Raw genomic sequence first — 18,858 nt, 5'->3', positions numbered from 1 at the left:
CAAGGTGGCGCCCCAGAAATCACGTCCGGTGCTGCGTATGTCGATGTTTGTTCTGGCCGGGGTTCTCGGTCTTGTGCTGCTTCTCTGGCTGATCGGTCCGCGCGAACCGGGCCGCTTCGACCCGCCGCAGGTCGCCGAACTGCCGGAAGACCTCGACGCCTGGCTTTACCAGCAGGAAAGCGGCGTCCGCCCCGAGGTCTCGCGCCGGATCGTCTGGGCCGGGCGTCCGGCGACAAAGACCCCGGTGGCCCTGGTCTATATCCACGGCTTTTCCGCCACCTCGCAGGAAATCCGCCCGGTCCCCGACCTGATCGCCGCCTGGCGCGGGGCCAATCTTTATTTCGCGCGGCTGAGCGGGCACGGCATGGACGGCGCCTCGCTTGGGCAGGCGCGGGTCTCGGACTGGGCCCGCGATCTGGCCGAGGCCATCGCCATCGGCCATCGGATCGGCGAGAAGGTGGTGCTGATCGGCACCTCGACCGGGGGCACGCTGGCCGCGCTTGCGGCGCGCGATCCGGTGCTGGGGCCGCAGATCGACGGGGTGGTGCTGGTCTCGCCGAATTTCGGGCTGCAGGCGCGCGGCTCCTTCCTGCTGCGCCAGCCGCTGGCCCGGCAATGGCTGCCGCTGCTGGCCGGGCGCGAACGCTGCTTCGATCCGGCGAGTGACCGCCAGCGGGAGTTCTGGACGGTCTGCTATCCGATGGTGGCGACGCTGCCGATGGCGGCGCTCGTGGCCGAGGCGGCGGGCAGCAATTACGCCGAGGCGAAGCAACCCCTGCTGGTCCTGTGGTCGGATGCCGATCAGGTGGTCGATCCGGCGGCGATGCAGAAGGCGCTGTCCAACTGGGGCGGGCAGGTGACCAGGCTGCCGGTGGTGACGGGACCGGGCGACGACGCATCCGGCCATGTGATCGCGGGCGATATCATGTCGCCGGGCCAGACCGCCCCGGTGGCCACGCGCATCAACGGTTGGATCACGCAGAATTTCGGGGAGTAGGGCAGAACGCTGCGGTGCGTGCACGCGGGGAGTTTACGGGAATTTCCTCCGTTCATATCTGTAAGTTAATTAAATGGCAGTAATGTGGGACGAAGCTGCCGTTGGCTTAGTCACTTTGACCAACTAAGATGCGAACGATGGATATTGCCGTTCAAATTCTCGCTAAGACTGGCGCGCCAGAAAAAGCTCGAAAGATTGCGACTTGGGTTGCAAAAGAAGTTCCGTTCCGGCCTGAAAGATTTCAGCCACGAGGAGATGGGAAGTTCTTTAGGGTTTTTGGAAGCATAAAGGCCTCTGCTCATGATTGGCCCGGCATATTCTTGGAAACGTTTTACCTTGCAGCACAGGTCGGTCGAAACTTCGAAGTCAATACAGATGCGGAAAGCGAGTTGGAAGTCCTGGTCAAATCACCGTCGGTCGTCGGCGCACACTGGATTACTTTCATCGCGCAGATGGATCACTGACCTCATGGTAGCTCTGGGCACAAAGTCGCCATTCCGGCTGACACTGCGCGGGGGGCTTCGGCGCTTGGCAAAGCCCAATATGTCCGACGCCCGCGCGAGGCGGGCGTCATGGTCGGTGATTATTCCGCGCGGGCGGCCCGCTTGCGTTCATGCGGGTCGAGATAGCGTTTGCGCAGGCGGATGTTCTTCGGCGTGACCTCGACCAGTTCGTCGTCGTCGATATAGGCGATGGCCTCTTCCAGCGACATCCGCACCGGGGGCGTCAGGCGCACGGCCTCGTCGGTGCCGGAGGCGCGAACGTTGGTCAGTTTCTTGCCCTTGAGCGGGTTCACCTCAAGGTCGTTGTCGCGCGAGTGCTCGCCGATGACCATGCCGGTATAGACCTGCTCCTGCGCGCCGATGAAGAGCTTGCCGCGTTCTTCCAGGTTCCACAGCGCATAGGCGACGGAGACCCCGTTCTCCATCGAGATCAGCACGCCCTGACGGCGGCCCTGGATGGCGCCCTTGTAGGGGGTCCAGCCATGGAAGAGCCGGTTCAGCACGCCATTGCCGCGTGTGTCGGTCATGAATTCGCCGTGATAGCCGATCAGCCCGCGCGAGGGGACATGGGCGACGATGCGGGTCTTGCCGTGGCCGGCGGGGCGCATGTCGACCATCTCGCCCTTGCGGTCGCCGGTCAGCTTCTCGATCACCGCGCCGGTATAGTCGTCATCGACATCGATGATGACCTCTTCCACCGGCTCCATGCGGACGCCGTCTTCCTCGCGGAAGATGACGCGGGGGCGCGAGATCGACAGCTCGAACCCTTCGCGGCGCATGTTCTCGATCAGCACGCCCATCTGGAGTTCGCCGCGACCCGAAACCACGAAGGCCTCGCCGCCGGGCGTGTCCTCGACCTTGATGGCGACGTTGGATTCGGCTTCCTTCATCAGGCGTTCACGGATGACGCGGGACTGGACCTTCTTGCCGTCCTGACCGGCCAAGGGCGAATCGTTGATGCCGAAGGTCACGCTGATCGTCGGCGGGTCGATGGGCTGGGCGGGGATCGCGGCTTCCACGTCAAGCGCGCAGATCGTGTCGGCAACCGTGCCCTTGGCCAGGCCGGCAAGGCTGACGATATCGCCCGCGACAGCCTCGTCGATCGGCTGCTGGGTCAGGCCGCGGAAGGCCAGCACCTTCGAGATGCGGAACTGTTCGACGCGCTCGTTCTGGCGGTTCAGCACCTTGACCGTATCGCCGGCCTTGGCGCGGCCCGATTCGACGCGCCCGGTCAGGATCCGGCCCAGGAACGGATCGGCGCCGAGCGTGGTGGCCAGCATCCGGAAGGGTTCATCGGTATGGGCGATCTGCTTCGGCGGCTCGACATGTTTCAGGACCAGATCGAAAAGCGCGGACATGTCCTTGCGCTCGTCCTCCAGATCGGCGACCGCCCAGCCCCCGATACCCGAGGCGTAAAGATGCGGGAAATCAAGCTGTTCGTCGCTGGCACCGAGGTTTGCGAACAGATCGAACACCTCGTTCAGCGCATGTTCGGGTTCGGCCGCCGGCTTGTCGACCTTGTTCAGCACCACGATGGGCTTCAGGCCGAGCGCCAGCGCCTTCGAGGTCACGAACTTGGTCTGCGGCATCGGGCCTTCGGCGGCATCGACCAGCAGGCAGACGCCATCGACCATGCTGAGGATGCGCTCCACCTCGCCGCCGAAATCGGCGTGGCCGGGGGTGTCGACGATATTGATCCGCGTCCCCTTCCACTCGACCGAGGTCGCCTTGGCGAGGATGGTGATGCCGCGCTCGCGCTCGATATCGTTGCTGTCCATGGCGCGCTCGGCCACGGACTGGTTCTCGCGGAAGGAACCGGATTGCTTCAGAAGCTGGTCGACCAGCGTCGTCTTGCCGTGGTCGACGTGGGCGATAATGGCGATATTGCGGATATCCATGGGGCGCGGCCTGTAAGGAAAAGTTGCGCCCCCCTAACGCAGGGCCGGCTGAAACGCCAGCGGGAATGTCCATCGAGCCGCCGCCGGGGCGGATCGGGAAACGGCGCGGGACGGATGCCGCCCGCGCCGTGTCATCGGGGTGCCGGGGCGTTCAGCGCAGGCCCAGCATCGAGAGGATGAAAAGCACCACGACGACAAGGCCGACGATATAGATGATATTGTTCATTGCGGTCTCCTTCTGGGATATTCGGGGGCCAACGTCCTGAGTTTCCGGCAGGTTCCGGCGATGATCAAACGATATACCGGTCCCGGCGGTGGTTGATGGCGATGGTCAGGTTGGCGACGAGCGCGCCGAGGAAGGACCAGCCGACCGCCACCGGGTTCAGCAGGAACAGCGCAATGGCGAAGATCGCCGCATCGACGATCAGCTGCACCCAGCCGGCGCGAAATCCCGTTGCGTCCTGGATATAAAGCCCGACGATGCCGATCCCGCCGAGGCTCGCCCCGTGCCGGAACAGCGCGATCAGCCCGGAGCCGGTGAAAGCCCCGATCATCACCGCGCCCAGCATCGGGTTCAACTCGGCAAAGCTGACATAGCGCGGCAGGATCGCGGCAAGGACCGAGGTCAGCGTGACCGCGAACAGGCTTTTGGCCACGAAGACCGGCCCGAAGCGCTTCCAGCCGACCCAGTAGAAGGGAATGTTCACGACGAAGAAGACCCAGGCCCAATCCCAGCCGCTGGCATAGGAGATCAGCAGCGCGATCCCCGCCGTCTGCCCGGTGACGAAGCCCAGATGGGTCAGCACCACGACCGACAGCGCCGCCATGAAGCTGCCATAGGCCAGCCCCTGCGCGTCGTCGAGGGGGCTGTGTTTCGTTTCGGGCGGGCGTTGAGGGGGCGAGATTTCGGGCATGGGCCATGGTCGGTTCAGGATCGGTTGATCGTCTGTTACCGATCGGATCGAGGAAGGCAATCGTCGCTGGCCCGAAAAGCGGGTTGCGCCCGATTTGTCGCAGCCGGGTCAGATCGCGGACAGGTTCGGCCACAGCTTGCGATAGATCAGCCGGGCGAGGAAGATGGTGACAGGCATGCCCACCAGAAACAAGGATAGAAGCAAGGTCAGTTCATCCATCGTCACCGGCATGGCCTCGCTGCAGCGCCGCGAGGACGCGAAACCTCATTCCACCGCTTTCAGCACCTCGGCCAGCTTGCCGACCAGCTCGTCGATCTGCGCGTCCGACACGATCAGCGGCGGGGACAGCGCGATGATGTCGCCGGTGACGCGGATCAGGATGCCGGCATCATAGGCCTTCAGGAAGGCATCGAAGCCGCGCTTGCCGGGCTGGCCGGGGATGGTCTCCAACTCGACCGCGCCGACGAGGCCGAGATTGCGGATATCGGTCACATGCGGCAGGCCCTTCAGCGAATGCAGCGCCGCTTCCCATTTCGGCGCCAGCGTCGCCGCGCGCTCGAACAGACCTTCCTCGGCATAGGTGTCCAGCGTCGCCAGACCCGCAGCCGAGGCGACCGGGTTGCCGGAATAGGTATAGCCGTGGAAAAGCTCGATCACGTGTTCGGGGCCGTTCATGAAGGCGTCATGGATGGCGCCGGTCACCATCACCCCGCCCATCGGGATGACACCGTTGGTCAACCCCTTGGCGCAGGTGATCATGTCGGGCAGCACGTTGAAATATTGCGAGGCGAAGGGCGCGCCGAGGCGGCCGAAGCCGGTGATCACCTCGTCGAAGATCAGCAGGATGCCGTGTTTCGCGGTAATCGCGCGCAGCTTTTCCAGATAGCCCTTCGGCGGCATCAGCACCCCGGTCGAGCCGGCCATGGGTTCTACGATCACGGCGGCGATGTTTTCGGCCCCGTGCAGGGTCACCAGCCCCTCCAGACTGTCGGCCAGATTTGCGCCATGTTCGGGCAGGCCCTTCGAGAAGGCGTTTTCCGGCAGATGCGTATGCGGCAGGTGATCGACACCGCCCAGTGCGGTGCCGAAGAAGCGGCGGTTGTTGACGATGCCGCCGACCGAGATGCCGCCGAAGCCCACACCGTGATAACCGCGCTCGCGGCCGATGAAGCGGGTGCGGGTGCCCTCGCCCCGGACGCGATGATAGGCAAGCGCGATCTTCAGCGCGGTGTCGACCGATTCAGAGCCGGAATTGGTGAAGAAGACATGCTCCATATTCTCGGGGGCGATGTCGATCAGGCGGTTGGCCAGCTCGAACGCGGCGGGGTGGCCCATCTGGAAGGCGGGCGCATAATCCAGCGTCGCGGCCTGACTGGCGATGGCCTCGTTGATCTTCGGACGGCAATGGCCGGCATTGCAGCACCACAGGCCCGCCGTCCCGTCCAGCACCTGCCGCCCGTCGGCGGTGGTGTAATGCATGTCCTTGGCGCCGACGAACATGCGCGGGTTCGACTTGAACTGACGGTTCGCGGTAAAGGGCATCCAGAAGGCGGACAGGTCGTTCGGGGCGGGCTTGCGGTCGAGGGCCATGGCAGAGATCCTTGCTTGGGTCCAAGGACGCTATCATGCGCCCCCACAGGGTCAAGCGTGGCGATGGGCCCCTTCGTTCAGCGTATCTTGATTTTGCGTCCCCACGAGCGCATATGCCGCGCCAGAAAATTTGCGGAGAGCCAGATGGCGGACCCGAATGACGCTGGCCTGATCCAGGATCACGCACATCTTCCCCAGAAAACCAGTGCGGCGCTCGTTCTCGCCTGTTTGGGCGTGGTTTACGGCGATATCGGCACCTCGCCGCTTTACGCGCTGCGCGAATCGCTGGTTCATGCGCATGAGGAAGGGCTGCCCGAGACCTCGGTCATCGGCATCGTTTCGCTGCTGTTCTGGACCGTGGTGCTGATCGTGACGGTCAAATACGTCATCCTGATCCTGCGCGCCGACAATAATGGCGAGGGCGGCACCCTGTCGCTTGTGGCCAAGGCGCAGGGTGCGCTTGGCGGGCGCAACTCTTATCCGCGCCGGCGGATGCTGCTGATGGTGGTCGGGATCGTGGGCGTGTCGCTGTTCTTCGGCGATTCGATGATCACGCCGGCGATCTCTGTCCTGTCGGCGGTCGAGGGGCTGACCCTGATCCAGCCCTCGTTCCAGCGCTTCGTCGTGCCGCTGACGCTGCTCATCGTCTTTGCGCTGTTCTGGGTGCAGCGCGGCGGCACCGACCGGATCGCGCGGCTGTTCGGGCCGGTGATGCTGGTCTGGTTCACGGTCATGGCGGTGCTCGGGATCAGCCATATCGCCGATGACGCGCGCATTCTGCAGGCGCTGAACCCTTTGCGGGCGGTGGGTTTCATCCAGCATTACGGTTTCGCCGCCATGCCGGTGCTGGGTTCGGTCTTCCTCGCTGTCACCGGGGCCGAGGCGCTTTACGCCGATATGGGCCATTTCGGCCGCTCGGCCATCCGCATTGCCTGGACGGCTCTGGTCTTCCCGGCGCTGGCACTCAGCTATCTCGGGCAGGGGGCGATGGTGCTTGCCCATCCTGAAACCGTGGCCAATCCCTTCTTTCTCATGGCACCGGACTGGTTCCGCCTGCCGCTGATCGTGCTGGCGACGGTGGCCACGGTCATCGCCAGCCAGGCGGTGATCTCGGGCGCGTTTTCGGTCGCCGCGCAGGCGGTGCAGCTTGGCCTGCTGCCGCGGCTGGATATTCAGCACACCTCGGACACGCAACGCGGCCAGATCTTTATGCCGCGGGTGAATTTCATCCTGCTGATCGGGGTCGTGGCACTGGTGCTGATCTTCGGGTCCTCGGCGCGGCTGGCCAATGCCTACGGGATCGCGGTCACCGGCGACATGGTTATTACCTCGATCCTTGCCATCATTGTCTTCCGCTGGGCCTGGGGCTGGTCCTGGCTGCTGGTTCTGGGGATCATGCTGCCGGTGCTGGGGGTCGAGCTGATCTTCTTCTCGGCCAATATCCTGAAATTCGCCGATGGCGGCTATATCCCCATCGCCTTCGCCATCGTCGCGATCGCCCTGATGCTGATCTGGACCGACGGGATGCGCCGGCTGCAGGCCAGGATCCGCGCCGAAAGCGTCGAGACCGACTTTCTGGCCCGGAAACTGGCCGAGAAGCCGCCGACCCGGGTCGAGGGCACGGCCGTCTTCCTGACCGCCGATATCTCGGTCATGCCGCCGGCGCTGATCCACAACCTCAAACACAACCGCATCCTGCACGAGCGCAATTTCATCGTCCGCGTCGAAAGCGCCAATACCCCGCGCGTGCCCGACGAGGAGCGGATCCGGATCGAGGAGGTCGCCCCCGGCTTCTGGAAGGCCTGGCTGCGCTTCGGTTACATGGAGCAGCCCAATGTGCCGCGCGCGCTGGCTGCGGCGAAGCGTCTCGGGCACCGGTTCGACATCATGACGACATCCTATTTCCTGAACCGCCGCTCGTTGCGGGTCGGCAAGGGCAGCATGATGCCGCGCTGGCAGGGACGGGTTTTCGCCAGCCTCTATCGCTCGGCGGCGGAACCGACCAATTTCTATCGGCTGCCCTCGAACCGCGTGGTCGAACTGGGCCAGCAGATGAACATCTGATCTCACGGCTGTGTCAGCCCGGCGATAGGGCTTTGCCATGTGCCCTGTGACGGGTTAGAACAGCCCGAACGAATGGATGAGAGGGACGGGCATGTCCGACGAGATCGAGATCGATACCGATGACCTGGAGCGCCGGATGAACGGCGCCATGGAATCGCTGCGCCACGAATTCGGCAGCCTGCGCACCGGGCGCGCCTCGGCCAGCATGGTGGAACCGATCATGGTCGACGCTTACGGCAGCCCGACGCCGATCAATCAGGTCGGCACCGTGAACGTGCCCGAGCCGCGCATGGTGACGATCAACATCTGGGACAAGGCGCTTGTCGGCAAGGCCGAGAAGGCGATCCGCGAATCGGGCCTCGGCATCAATCCGCAGCTGAACGGCACCATCATCATGCTGCCGATCCCGGAACTGAACGAGGAACGTCGCCGCGAACTGACCAAGGTCGCCGCCCAATATGCCGAACACGCCCGCGTCGCCATCCGCAACGTGCGCCGCGACGGCATGGATCAGGTGAAGAAGGCCAAGGGTTCCGGCATGTCCGAGGACGACCAGAAGTTCTGGGAAGAAGAGGTCCAGGCCCTGACCAACCGCATGATCGGCAAGGTCGACGAGGCGCTTGAGGTCAAACAGGCCGAGATCATGCAGGTCTGATGATGGCCCTCCACGCCGCGCCGCAGCCGGGCGATGCCGCGCCCCCCCGCCATGTCGCGATCATCATGGACGGCAATGGGCGTTGGGCCCAGAACCGGGGCTGGCCACGCCTTGTCGGGCATCGGCGCGGGGCCGAGCGTGTCAAGCAGATCGTGCGCGCCTGTCCCGATCTGGGCGTGAACTGGCTGACCGTCTATGCCTTCTCGACCGAGAACTGGAAGCGCTCGACCGAGGAAGTGCTCGGGCTGATGAAGATCTTCCGCCGCTATATCCAGCGCGAGGCCGACGGGCTGGCCGCCGAGGGCGTGCGGATGCGTTTCATCGGCGGGCGCGAGCGGCTGGACCCGAAACTGCAGGCGCTGATGTCGGGGATCGAGGCGCGCACCGCCGGCAATACCCGCCTGAACCTGACCGTGGCGATCAATTACGGCGGTCGCGACGAAATCCTGCGCGCCAGTGCGAAGCTGGCCCGCAAGATCGCAAGCGGTGCCATCGAGACCCCGAGCGAGGCGGATTTCGCCGATTGCCTCGATACCGCCGGCATCCCCGACCCGGATCTGGTGATCCGCACCTCGGGCGAGACCCGGACCTCGAATTTCCTGCCCTGGCAGGCGGCCTATGCCGAATATGAATTCACCCCGACGCTCTGGCCCGATTTCTCGCCGGATCACCTGGCCGAGATCCTCGACCGCTTCGGGCTGCGCGACCGTCGCTTTGGCGGCGCATGACGGGTGGGGCGGCAAAGGGCAACTGGGCCGACCTGAAGACGCGGGTCGTCTCGGGCGTGGTGCTGGCGGCGCTTGGCATCGGGCTGCTGATCTCGACCGGCATCGTGCTGCGGATCGGGCTGTCTGTCCTGGTCGGGCTGATGATCTGGGAACTGGCACGGCTGACCGGGCATCTGGACCAGCACGCGCGCAACGAACGCCACGCCCGGCTGACCGGCGCGCTTGCGGGGCTTGCCTTTGCCGGTGCCACGCTTTTGCCGAACGCGCAGATCGGGGGGGTGCTTTATTCGATGCGTTGGGCCTATGCGCTGCCGCTACTGCCGCTCGTTCTGGGCTGGCGCGGCTCGGTGGCGCGCAATCGCTGGCCGTTCGCCCTGTTTTTCATCGGGATAATGGGCGCCGCTGCGGGGATTGCCTTCGCGCGCGAGGGGATCGGGCTTGAGGCCGTGATCTGGATCGCCGGGGTGGTCGTGATCTCTGATATCATGGGCTATTTCGCCGGTCGCGCCTTCGGTGGTCCGAAGTTCTGGCCGGCGATCAGCCCCAAGAAGACCTGGAGCGGCACCGTCGCCGGTTGGATCGGGGCCCTAGTCTTCACCATTATCCTGCAAATGATCGTGGGCAGGCTCGATCTGGTGCAGGTCCTGCTGGCCCCGGTCATCGCCCTGGCCGGGCAGATGGGCGACATCGCGGAAAGCTGGTTGAAGCGGCGGGTCGGGGTCAAGGACAGTTCCGATCTCATCCCCGGGCATGGCGGGGTGATGGATCGCTTCGACGCCATGGCCGGCGCTTTCCTTGCGATGATGCTGATATCGCTTGCGATTGCCGGTTATCTTCTGACCTTCGATTTTCCCGTATCCGGGGGCTGAGCGGATGCGCAGCGTTTCCGTTCTGGGGGCGACAGGCTCCATCGGGGAAAGTGCGTTCGACCTGCTGATGCGCTCGGGCGGGGCGGATCGCTGGCGCGTGGTCGCGCTGACCGGCGGACGCAATATCGCCCGACTGGCCGGGATGGCCCGCGCGCTGCGTGCCGAGATCGCCGTGACCGCCCATCCCGAATTGCTGGAGGACCTGCGCGCCGCCCTGGCCGGATCGGGGGTGAAGGTCGCAGCCGGTGCCGGCGCGATTGTCGAGGCCGCCGACCGCCCGGCCGATTGGGTGCTCTCGGCCATTGTCGGTGCCGCCGGCCTGCCGCCCGGACTGCGGGTGCTGGAACGCGGCGGCACGCTGGCCTTGGCCAACAAGGAATCGCTGGTGGCTGCCGGCCATCTGGTCATGGGCACCGCCGCCCGCACCGGTGCCCGCATCCTGCCGGTGGATTCCGAACATTCTGCGATATTTCAGGCGCTTGGTGCTGAAAACCTCGATCATGTCGATAGCGTGACCATCACCGCCTCGGGCGGTGCCTTTCGCGACTGGCCGCTGGAGAAGCTGGCCGGGGCGACGGTGGCCGAGGCCTCGACCCATCCGAACTGGGCCATGGGGCAGCGGATCACCATCGACAGCGCCTCGATGTTCAACAAGGCGCTGGAACTAATTGAAACGCGGGAGTTTTTTGGCGTCGATCCGGCGCGGATCAAGGTGCTGGTTCACCCGGAATCGATCGTTCACGCCATGGTCAGCCATCGCGACGGCGGCACGCTGGCGCATCTGGGCGCGCCGGATATGCGCCATGCCATCGGCTATGCGCTGCACTGGCCCGAACGCGCCGATCTGCCGGTGGCGCGGCTGGATCTGGCCGCGCTTGGCAGCCTGACCTTCCGCGCCCCGGACGAGACCCGCTGGCCGGCCCTGCGCCTCGCCCGAGAGGCGATGGCGGCGGGCGGGGCTGCGGGCGCTGTGCTGAACGGGGCCAAGGAACAGGCGCTCGACGATTTTCTGGCCGGGCGCATCCGCTTTACCGAGATGGCCGACGCGGTCGAGGCGGTGCTGGACATCTTGACCGCGCGGGCAGGTTTCACCACATCGCCGGGGGATCTGGCGACGGTGCTGGACTGGGACCAGCAGGCCCGCCAGCAGGCGGCCGGCTGGGCCGCGCGACACGGCAAGCGATAGAGGAACAGGAGCGGCATATGGATTTTCTGGCAGGGCTCGGCGGCGGGGTCTGGACGCTGGTGGCCTTCATCCTGGCGCTGTCGATCATCGTCACCGTCCATGAATACGGCCATTACATCGTCGGTCGCTGGTCGGGCATCCGGGCCGAGGTCTTCTCGCTGGGGTTCGGTCCAAGGCTGATCTCGCGCCGCGACAGGCGCGGCACGCTCTGGCAGGTGGCGGCGATCCCGCTTGGCGGCTATGTGCGCTTTCTGGGCGACAGCAATGCCGCCAGTGCCGGTTCCGGGCAGCAGGTCGCCCCCGATCAGCGCCGGCACACGCTGGAAGGCGCGCCGCTCTGGGCGCGGGTGGCGACGGTGGCGGCGGGGCCGGTCTTCAACTTCATCCTGTCGACGCTGATCTTCGCCGGCTTCATCATGATCCGTGGCGTCGCGGTCGAGACCCCGACCGTGGGCGCGGTGACGGCACCGCCCCCCGGTTTCACCAATGAACTGCAGCCCGGCGACCGGATTCTGGCCGTCGGCGGTCATGAGGTGGCCGTCTGGGGCGAAATCTATACCGCCGCCGCAGACCTGCCCGAGGCACCTTCGCAGGACTGGCGCGTACTGCGCGACGGCCGCGAGATCACCGTGCCGGGGCCGGACCCGGTGCCGCCGGTCATCGGCGGCGTTGCGCCCGGCAGCGCGGCTGCTGCGGCGGGTCTGCTGCCCGGCGATGTGATCACCGCGATTAATGACGAGCCGGTGATGCGTTTCGACGCCATCCGCCGCCAGGTCGAGGCGGCGCAGGGCAATCCGCTGAACCTGCGGGTTCTGCGTGACGGCACTGAATCCGAAGTCGCCCTGACGCCGAAGGAACAGGACCTTCCCGCTGCCGGCGGCGGCTATGAAAAGCGCTGGCTGATCGGCATCACCGCCGGCAGCTATTTCGCCCCGGCGGTCGATGCGGTCGGTCCGTTCACGGCGCTGTGGATGGGACTGGCGCAGGTCTGGGACATCATCGCCAGCAGCCTGAGCGGGCTTTGGGCGATGATCACCGGCCAGATCGGCAGTTGCAACCTCGGCGGCGCCATTTCTATCGCCGAAAGCACCGGGCAGGCGGCGAATGCGGGGATCGGAAACTTCATCTGGTGGATTTCGGTCCTGTCGGTGGCCATCGGCTTCCTGAACCTGTTGCCGATCCCGGTCCTCGATGGCGGGCATCTGGCTTTCTACGCCTGGGAGGGGGTGACAGGCCGTCCGCCTTCGGACCGGGCGCTGAACCTGCTGACCTCCATCGGGCTGGCGCTTGTCGTCGGACTGATGTTCTTTGGCCTCAGCAACGATCTGCGTTGCTAGGAAAGGCAAATCGGGTTTTGACACCATCAGCCCGATCCCTGTAGATTCGGCAGCAAAATAGGTGCTAAAGGGCGCCAAAGCCAAATTGTGAGGGGCAGGCAGTATGAGTATCAAACGCAGCACTTGCGCGGTGGCGCTGATCGCGGGCCTGGCCGGCGGGCTAGGCAGCTTGTCCGTGCCGGCACCGGCCTATGCCTTTGTCTTCACTCAGGTTCGTATCGAGGGCAATGAGCGGATCGAACCAGAGACCATCATCTCCTTCGCCAATATCGTGAATGGCGGCGAGGTTTCGGCCGGCGACGTGAACGACGCGCTGCAACGCCTGCAGAATTCCGGCCTGTTCGAAAGCGTCGAGGTTCAGCCGCAGGGCAATACGCTGGTGATCCGGGTCAAGGAATGGCCGACGATCAACCAGATCAGTTTCGAGGGCAACCGTCGCATCAAGGACGATATTCTGGCCGAGGCGACCCAGTCCCAGGCCCGCCGGGTCTATTCGCCGGCACAGGCCGAGGCAGATGCGGCGGCCATTGCTCAGGCCTATTCCGCGCAGGGCCGCCTGGCGGCGCGGGTGACGCCCAAGATCATCCCGCGCAACGGCAACCGCGTTGATCTGGTCTTCGAGGTCCGCGAAGGCGATGTGACCGAGATCGAGCGTGTCGGCTTCACCGGCAACCGCGCCTTTTCCGATCGCCGGTTGCGCAATGTGCTGGCCACCAAGCAGGCCGGCATCCTGCGCACCTTCATTCAGTCCGATACCTACAACCCCGAGCGTCTGGCGCTTGATGAAAAGCTGCTGACCGATTTCTATCGCTCGCAGGGCTATGCCGATTTTCAGGTTCAGGGCGCGGCACCGGAACTGAGCCGTGAACGCGACGCCTATTTCGTTACCTTCGCCATTACCGAAGGCCCGCGCTATCGCTTTGGCAATGTCACCACCGTGTCCGAGATTGCCGGCGTCGATGCCGCCGCCTTCGAGGCCCAGAACCGTGTCCGTCAGGGCGCCTGGTATTCGCCCGAGATCGTCGATGTCACCATCCGCCGGATGGAGACCATCGCCCTGCAGCAGGGCCTCGATTTCGTCAATATCGAGCCGCGCGTGACCCGCAACCCGCGTAATCAGACGCTGGACCTGACCTTCGCGCTGACCCGTGGCCCGCGTGTCTTCGTCGAGCGGATCGACATCGAGGGCAATACCACGACGCTGGACGAGGTCATCCGCCGTCAGTTCCAGACTGTCGAGGGCGACCCCTTCAACCCGCGCGAGATCCGCAACTCGGCTGAACGCATCCGCGCGCTCGGCTATTTCGCGGATGCGCAGGTCGATACCCGCGAAGGCTCCAGCCCGCAGCAGATCATCGTCGATGTGAACGTCGAGGAACAGCCGACCGGGACGCTGGAATTCGGCGCCAGCTATGGCAAGAGTTCCGGCGTCGGTCTGAATTTCGGCCTGTCAGAGCGGAATTTCCTTGGCCGTGGGCAAGAGGTTGCCTTCAACCTGTCGACCACCAAGGGCTCTCGCTCGGGCGCGCTCAGCTTTGCCGAGCCGGCTTTCCTGGGTCGCGATCTGCGCTATAGTTTCGGGGTCTGGTATCGCGAGACCGACAACGACAACTCGAAATTCGATACCCGCTCTGTCGGGCTGCAAACGGGGATCGAGTTCCCGGTTTCCGCCTCGGGCCGGCTGGACCTGCATTACAAGCTTGCCAAGGATACGATCCGCGATGTCGATCCGATCACTGAGGACCCGGAGACGGGCGAACTCGACGGCTCGTCGTCGATCCTCGTGGATGAGGAAGGCGGCCGCGTCACCTCGGCGCTTGGCTATCGTTACAGCTATGACAGCCGTCGCGTCGGGCTGAACCCGCGCACGGCGACCAAGCTGTCCTTTACCCAGGATTTCGCGGGCGTCGGCGGCGATGTGAAATCGGTCACCTCGGTTCTGTCGGCGGGCATCGAATCGACCGCATGGCGTCCCAACGTCACCCTCAGGGCCGAGCTTGAGGCGGGTGCGGTCCATATGCTCGACGATCAGTCCAGCCGGGTGATCGACCGTTTCGGTGGCCAGCGGATACGCGGGTTTGAATCCAACGGCATCGGGCCGCGCGATAACGTGGCGCCGAACGAGGACGCGCTTGGCGGCAACTATTTCTGGGTCGCGCGTGCCGAAGCTCAGTTTCCGATTGGCTTCCCCGAGGAATATGGCCTGACCGGCGGTGTCTTCGCCGATGTCGGCTCGATCTGGGGGCTCGATACGAAGACGGCGCGTGCCTATGATGGCACCACCTATGAGATCGACGATGACATGCATGTTCGTGCGGCGGTCGGTGTCTCGCTGTTCTGGACCACGCCCATCGGTCCCTTGCGTATGAACTTCTCGAAAGCGGTCGAGAAAGAGGATTACGACGAGGAACAGAACTTCGACCTGACCATCTCGACCAGGTTCTGATGGGATTGCGGCGGCTGACAGTCCGGTTTGCATCAGGCCTGATGCTGATCGGCTGGCCGTTGATTGGCGCCGCACAGACCGCCGCGCCAACCGATCTGCCGGTGATCGCGCAGGTTCAGGCGCAGGTGGAGGGTGAGGAGCGGCGTCGTATGCCGACCTTGCCCGAGGCCGCGAGTTCAGGCGCCGTCACCACGCTTTCCGGACAGGCCGAGCCACATGCCCTGGCGGTGCTGGTTCTAGACGTGGATCAGGCCTATGTCTCCTCGGACTGGGGTGATCGTGCGCAGCGCGATATCGAGGCCGCCGCCTATGAGATAGAGGCCGAGAATGCCCGGATGGAGGATCAGCTCGTTTCCGAGGAGCAGGCGCTTGCTGCAGAGCGCGACGGCCTGACCCCGGCAGAGTTTCGCGCGCGGGCGGAAGCCTTCGATACCCGTGCCCAGAATGTCCGCCGCGAGCGGCGGCAGGCGGCGATCGATCTGGGAAACCGTGCGCAAGCGGATCGCAATGCCTTTGTGGAAGCCTCGCTGCCGCTGATCGCCGCGATCATGCAGGACCGCAGGGCGGGCGTCGTGCTGGACCGTCGGCAAGTGCTGGTGGCGGTCAATGCCGTCGATATCACCGAGGCATTGGTCGAACGGATGAATGCCGAGGTTGGCGATGGCGGCGCGCTGCCGGACCTGCCGGCCGAGGCGTCGGATGACGGGGGCGATGCCGCGTCGATCCCACTGGTCGACATGCCCCCGCCGCGCCGCCCGGAAACGACGCCCTGAGGCGTCAGGGCAGGGCGGCGATCCGTTCCGTCAGCAAGGCGAAGAAGCCGTCGCGGTCGATGTCGCGGATGAACAGCGCATTCGCCGCGCGCCCGCTTACGCCCCACCAGTCGGCCACGGTCATGCCGGTGGTGAACTGGCCTGTCGTCTCGATCTCGACATTGATCCGCCGCCCCGAAAACAGATCGGGCCGGATCAGGAAGGCGATGGTGCAGGGGTCGTGCAGCGGCGCGCCATGAGCGCCGTATTTCTCCCGGTCGTAGCGCTCGAAGAAATCGGTCCAGCCGGCCACGGCCTGACCGGCGCGGTTGCCGAGCGCGCGCATCCCCGCCACCCAATCGGCCGAGGTCAGCGCCTTGTGGGTCACGTCGAGCGGCATCACCACCAGATCGACGCCCGAGGCAAAGACCGCCGCCGCCGCTTCGGGATCGACATAGATGTTGAACTCGGCGGCCGGGGTGACATTGCCGACCTCGAAATAGGCGCCGCCCATCAGCACGATCTGCTGGACGCGCGATACGATGTCGGGGGCGCGGGCGAAGGCGGTGGCGATATTGGTCAGGGGCCCGATGGGCACCAGCGTGACCGTGCCCGGCGCTTCGCGGCGCAGGGTGTCGATGATGAAGCCCACGCCGTCCTCGCCACTCAGCGGCACGGTCGGCTCGCCAAGGTCGATCCCGTCGAGGCCGGTCTTGCCATGGACATATTCCGCCGTGACCAGCTTGCGTTGCAGGGGCGCATCGCTGCCGGCATGGATCGGCACCTCGCGCCCGCAAAGCCCCACGATCAGCCGGGCATTGCGCGTGGTCAGCGGCAGCGGCACATTGCCGGCCACGGTGGTGATGCCCAGCACCTCGATCTCGGGCGAGGCGAGCGCCAGCAGGATCGCCACGGCGTCATCCTGTCCGGGATCGGTGTCGATGATGATCTTGCGTGCCATGCGGCCCCCTTTCGCGTTCCGGGCAGATCAGCGCATCTGCGCCGCCGGTGCAAGCCGCTGTGTCTTGCCCGCGCCGATTGACGGCACCGGGGCGGAGGGGTAACTGCGCGCCATGGCACGCGCACCGATCCTTCAACTGACCGATATCTCGCTGACCTTCGGCGGCAATCCGGTCTTCGACGATTTGAACATGACCATCCAGCCGGGCGACCGGGTGGCGCTTGTCGGGCGCAACGGCTCGGGCAAGTCGACGCTGATGAAGGTCATGGCGGGTCTGGTCGAGCCGGACCGGGGCGAGGTCATTACCCCTGCCGGGATCAGCGTCGGTTACATGGAGCAGGACCCGGACCTGTCGGGCTTTGCCACGCTTGGCGATTTCGCCAGTGCCAGCCTGCCGGCGGGCGAGACCTACCGGGTCGAGATGGCTGCCGAAGGGCTGAAATTCGACGCTGCCCGCCCGGTCGAGACCGCCTCGGGCGGGGAACGGCGGCGGGCGGCGCTGGCACGGCTTCTGGCCGAGGCGCCGGACCTGATGCTGCTGGACGAGCCGACCAACCATCTGGATATCGAGGCCATCGGCTGGCTGGAAGAGCAGTTGTCCCAGACCCGCGCCGCCTTCGTGCTGATCAGCCATGACCGCGCCTTCCTGCGCGCGCTGACGCGTGCGACGCTGTGGATCGACCGGGGCGAGGTGCGCCGCCAGGACAAGGGCTTCGACGCGTTCGAGGAATGGCGCGAAACCACCTGGGCAGCCGAGGACGAGGCCCGCCACAAGCTCGACCGCAAGATCAAGGCCGAGGCGCGTTGGGCCGTCGAAGGGATCAGCGCCCGGCGGAAGCGCAATATGGGACGGGTGCGGGCGTTGCAGGATCTGCGCGCCGAACGCGCCGCCCAGATCCGCCGTCAGGGCACGGCGGCGATGGCGCTCGATGCCGGGCCGCAATCGGGCAAGCGGGTGATCGAGGCGCAGGGGATCGCGAAATCCTTCGGGGATCGGACGATCCTGAAACCTATCGATCTGCGCGTTCTGCGCGGCGACCGGGTGGCGTTTGTCGGCCCGAACGGGGTCGGAAAGACCACGCTGATCAAGATGCTGACCGGCGAGATCGCCCCTGATGCCGGCTCTGTCAGCCATGGCACCAATCTGGACATCGCGGTCTTCGATCAGGCGCGCAGCGCCATCAATCCCGATCTCAGCCTCTGGGACGCGATGACCACCGATCCGGGCATGGCGGTGTCGGGGCGTTCGGATCAGGTCATGGTGCGCGGCACGCCGCGTCATGTCGTGGGTTATCTGAAGGATTTCCTGTTCGACGATGCGCAGATGCGCGCCCCTGTCGGCAGCCTTTCAGGGGGCGAGAAGGCGCGGCTGCTGCTGGCGCGGATCATGGCGCGGCCTTCGAACCTGCTGGTGCTTGACGAGCCGACCAACGATCTGGACGTGGAAACGCTGGACCTTCTGCAGGATATCCTGGGCGATTACGACGGCACCGTGCTGCTGGTCAGCCATGACCGCGATTTCATCGACCGCGTGGCGACATCGACCGTGGCGATGGACGGCGACGGCCGGGCCACGATCTATCCCGGCGGGTGGTCGGATTATCGCGCGCAACGCGCCCCCGACGCCGCCCCGATTGCCGCCCGTGCCGCACAGCCGCGCCCCGCCGAGACACCGGCGCCCGAGCCCGCGCGGGCGCAGAAATCCGGGCTGAGTTTTACCGAGAAGCACCGGCTGGAGGCGCTGCCGGCGCTGATCGAGCGGCTGGAGGCCGAGATCGCGAGGCTGTCCGAATTCCTCTCGGACGCGGCGGTCTATGCCGAGGCCCCGGCCAAGGCGCAGAAGGCAACCGAAGCTTTGGCCGAGCGTCAGGCGGCGCTTGACGCAGCCGAGGAAGAATGGCTGCTTCTGGCCGAAAAGGCGGGCTGAGGTCGCGCCCCTCGCGATCCGATGCGGAGAG

The 18,858-nt window shown here is 65.5% G+C and carries 15 protein-coding genes; 11 read left to right on the top strand and 4 right to left on the bottom strand.

What is annotated here, in order from left to right; all coding sequences use genetic code 11:
- Window positions 1-37: 37 nt before the first annotated feature.
- Both Q0330_RS05700 and Q0330_RS05695 read left to right on the top strand, forming a co-directional pair.
- On the top strand, window positions 38-997 hold the full coding sequence (locus Q0330_RS05700; RefSeq protein ID WP_299475757.1) for an alpha/beta fold hydrolase: 960 nt from the start codon (window positions 38-40) through the stop codon (window positions 995-997).
- 137 nt (window positions 998-1,134) lie between these two features.
- On the top strand, window positions 1,135-1,461 hold the full coding sequence (locus Q0330_RS05695; protein WP_299475754.1) for a hypothetical protein: 327 nt from the start codon (window positions 1,135-1,137) through the stop codon (window positions 1,459-1,461).
- A gap of 119 nt (window positions 1,462-1,580) precedes the next feature.
- On the opposite strand, the gene typA is transcribed toward Q0330_RS05695, so the two are convergent.
- The 3 genes from typA to Q0330_RS05680 form a co-directional block, all read right to left on the bottom strand.
- Complete coding sequence (typA, locus tag Q0330_RS05690; protein ID WP_299475751.1) at window positions 1,581-3,398, bottom strand: translational GTPase TypA; 1,818 nt, start codon at window positions 3,396-3,398, stop codon at window positions 1,581-1,583.
- A 290-nt stretch (window positions 3,399-3,688) separates the two neighbouring features.
- Complete coding sequence (locus Q0330_RS05685; protein ID WP_299475748.1) at window positions 3,689-4,312, bottom strand: YitT family protein; 624 nt, start codon at window positions 4,310-4,312, stop codon at window positions 3,689-3,691.
- Between the two features lie 264 nt (window positions 4,313-4,576).
- Window positions 4,577-5,902 carry an aspartate aminotransferase family protein gene (locus Q0330_RS05680; protein WP_299475745.1) on the bottom strand — a complete coding sequence of 442 codons (1,326 nt, stop codon included), beginning with the start codon at window positions 5,900-5,902 and terminating at the stop codon, window positions 4,577-4,579.
- Window positions 5,903-6,046: 144 nt separating this feature from the next.
- Here Q0330_RS05680 and Q0330_RS05675 point away from each other — a divergent pair, with 144 nt between their 5' ends.
- From Q0330_RS05675 to Q0330_RS05640, 8 genes are all read left to right on the top strand, one after another.
- A complete protein-coding gene (locus Q0330_RS05675; RefSeq protein WP_299475741.1) occupies window positions 6,047-7,966 on the top strand; it encodes a potassium transporter Kup in 1,920 nt (639 codons plus the stop codon).
- Window positions 7,967-8,057: 91 nt separating this feature from the next.
- Entirely contained in the window at window positions 8,058-8,621 is a 564-nt protein-coding gene (gene frr / locus Q0330_RS05670; protein ID WP_299475738.1) for a ribosome recycling factor, read from the top strand.
- On the top strand, window positions 8,621-9,349 hold the full coding sequence (gene uppS, locus Q0330_RS05665; protein WP_299475735.1) for a polyprenyl diphosphate synthase: 729 nt from the start codon (window positions 8,621-8,623) through the stop codon (window positions 9,347-9,349). Before frr ends, uppS begins: the two co-directional genes overlap by 1 nt.
- Entirely contained in the window at window positions 9,346-10,218 is an 873-nt protein-coding gene (locus tag Q0330_RS05660) for a phosphatidate cytidylyltransferase (RefSeq protein ID WP_299475732.1), read from the top strand. Before uppS ends, Q0330_RS05660 begins: the two co-directional genes overlap by 4 nt.
- Before the next feature lie 4 nt (window positions 10,219-10,222).
- The gene (dxr, locus tag Q0330_RS05655) at window positions 10,223-11,404 is read left to right on the top strand and encodes a 1-deoxy-D-xylulose-5-phosphate reductoisomerase (RefSeq protein ID WP_299475729.1); all 1,182 of its coding nucleotides are present in this window, start codon (window positions 10,223-10,225) and stop codon (window positions 11,402-11,404) included.
- Window positions 11,405-11,421: 17 nt separating this feature from the next.
- Window positions 11,422-12,741 (top strand): RIP metalloprotease RseP, encoded by a 1,320-nt coding sequence (gene rseP / locus Q0330_RS05650; RefSeq protein WP_299475726.1) that lies wholly within the window; start codon window positions 11,422-11,424, stop codon window positions 12,739-12,741.
- 103 nt (window positions 12,742-12,844) lie between these two features.
- A complete protein-coding gene (gene bamA / locus Q0330_RS05645; protein ID WP_299475723.1) occupies window positions 12,845-15,187 on the top strand; it encodes an outer membrane protein assembly factor BamA in 2,343 nt (780 codons plus the stop codon).
- A 41-nt stretch (window positions 15,188-15,228) separates the two neighbouring features.
- On the top strand, window positions 15,229-15,960 hold the full coding sequence (locus Q0330_RS05640) for an OmpH family outer membrane protein (RefSeq protein ID WP_299475720.1): 732 nt from the start codon (window positions 15,229-15,231) through the stop codon (window positions 15,958-15,960).
- Window positions 15,961-15,964: 4 nt separating this feature from the next.
- Here the strand turns inward: Q0330_RS05640 and Q0330_RS05635 are convergent, their stop codons facing one another.
- A complete protein-coding gene (locus tag Q0330_RS05635; RefSeq protein ID WP_299475717.1) occupies window positions 15,965-16,900 on the bottom strand; it encodes a nucleoside hydrolase in 936 nt (311 codons plus the stop codon).
- Between the two features lie 112 nt (window positions 16,901-17,012).
- Between Q0330_RS05635 and Q0330_RS05630 the strand changes: the two genes are divergently transcribed.
- Window positions 17,013-18,827 (top strand): ATP-binding cassette domain-containing protein, encoded by a 1,815-nt coding sequence (locus Q0330_RS05630; protein ID WP_299475714.1) that lies wholly within the window; start codon window positions 17,013-17,015, stop codon window positions 18,825-18,827.
- The last annotated feature ends 31 nt before the right edge of the window (window positions 18,828-18,858 follow it).

Origin of the sequence: uncultured Paracoccus sp., assembly GCF_937873615.1 — a bacterium.
GTDB lineage: Bacteria > Pseudomonadota > Alphaproteobacteria > Rhodobacterales > Rhodobacteraceae > Paracoccus.
This window is presented reverse-complemented; position numbering and strand designations above follow the sequence as displayed.

Coding starts and splice junctions, on each gene's coding strand:
- Q0330_RS05700 (WP_299475757.1), top strand. CDS start 38: ATGTCGATGTTTGTTCTGGCCGGGGTTCTCGGTCTTGTGCTGCTTCTC.
- Q0330_RS05685 (WP_299475748.1), bottom strand. CDS start 4,312: ATGCCCGAAATCTCGCCCCCTCAACGCCCGCCCGAAACGAAACACAGC.
- Q0330_RS05640 (WP_299475720.1), top strand. CDS start 15,229: ATGCTGATCGGCTGGCCGTTGATTGGCGCCGCACAGACCGCCGCGCCA.
- uppS (WP_299475735.1), top strand. CDS start 8,621: ATGATGGCCCTCCACGCCGCGCCGCAGCCGGGCGATGCCGCGCCCCCC.
- frr (WP_299475738.1), top strand. CDS start 8,058: ATGTCCGACGAGATCGAGATCGATACCGATGACCTGGAGCGCCGGATG.
- Q0330_RS05675 (WP_299475741.1), top strand. CDS start 6,047: ATGGCGGACCCGAATGACGCTGGCCTGATCCAGGATCACGCACATCTT.
- bamA (WP_299475723.1), top strand. CDS start 12,845: ATGAGTATCAAACGCAGCACTTGCGCGGTGGCGCTGATCGCGGGCCTG.
- Q0330_RS05660 (WP_299475732.1), top strand. CDS start 9,346: ATGACGGGTGGGGCGGCAAAGGGCAACTGGGCCGACCTGAAGACGCGG.
- dxr (WP_299475729.1), top strand. CDS start 10,223: ATGCGCAGCGTTTCCGTTCTGGGGGCGACAGGCTCCATCGGGGAAAGT.
- Q0330_RS05695 (WP_299475754.1), top strand. CDS start 1,135: ATGGATATTGCCGTTCAAATTCTCGCTAAGACTGGCGCGCCAGAAAAA.
- Q0330_RS05630 (WP_299475714.1), top strand. CDS start 17,013: ATGGCACGCGCACCGATCCTTCAACTGACCGATATCTCGCTGACCTTC.
- typA (WP_299475751.1), bottom strand. CDS start 3,398: ATGGATATCCGCAATATCGCCATTATCGCCCACGTCGACCACGGCAAG.
- rseP (WP_299475726.1), top strand. CDS start 11,422: ATGGATTTTCTGGCAGGGCTCGGCGGCGGGGTCTGGACGCTGGTGGCC.
- Q0330_RS05680 (WP_299475745.1), bottom strand. CDS start 5,902: ATGGCCCTCGACCGCAAGCCCGCCCCGAACGACCTGTCCGCCTTCTGG.
- Q0330_RS05635 (WP_299475717.1), bottom strand. CDS start 16,900: ATGGCACGCAAGATCATCATCGACACCGATCCCGGACAGGATGACGCC.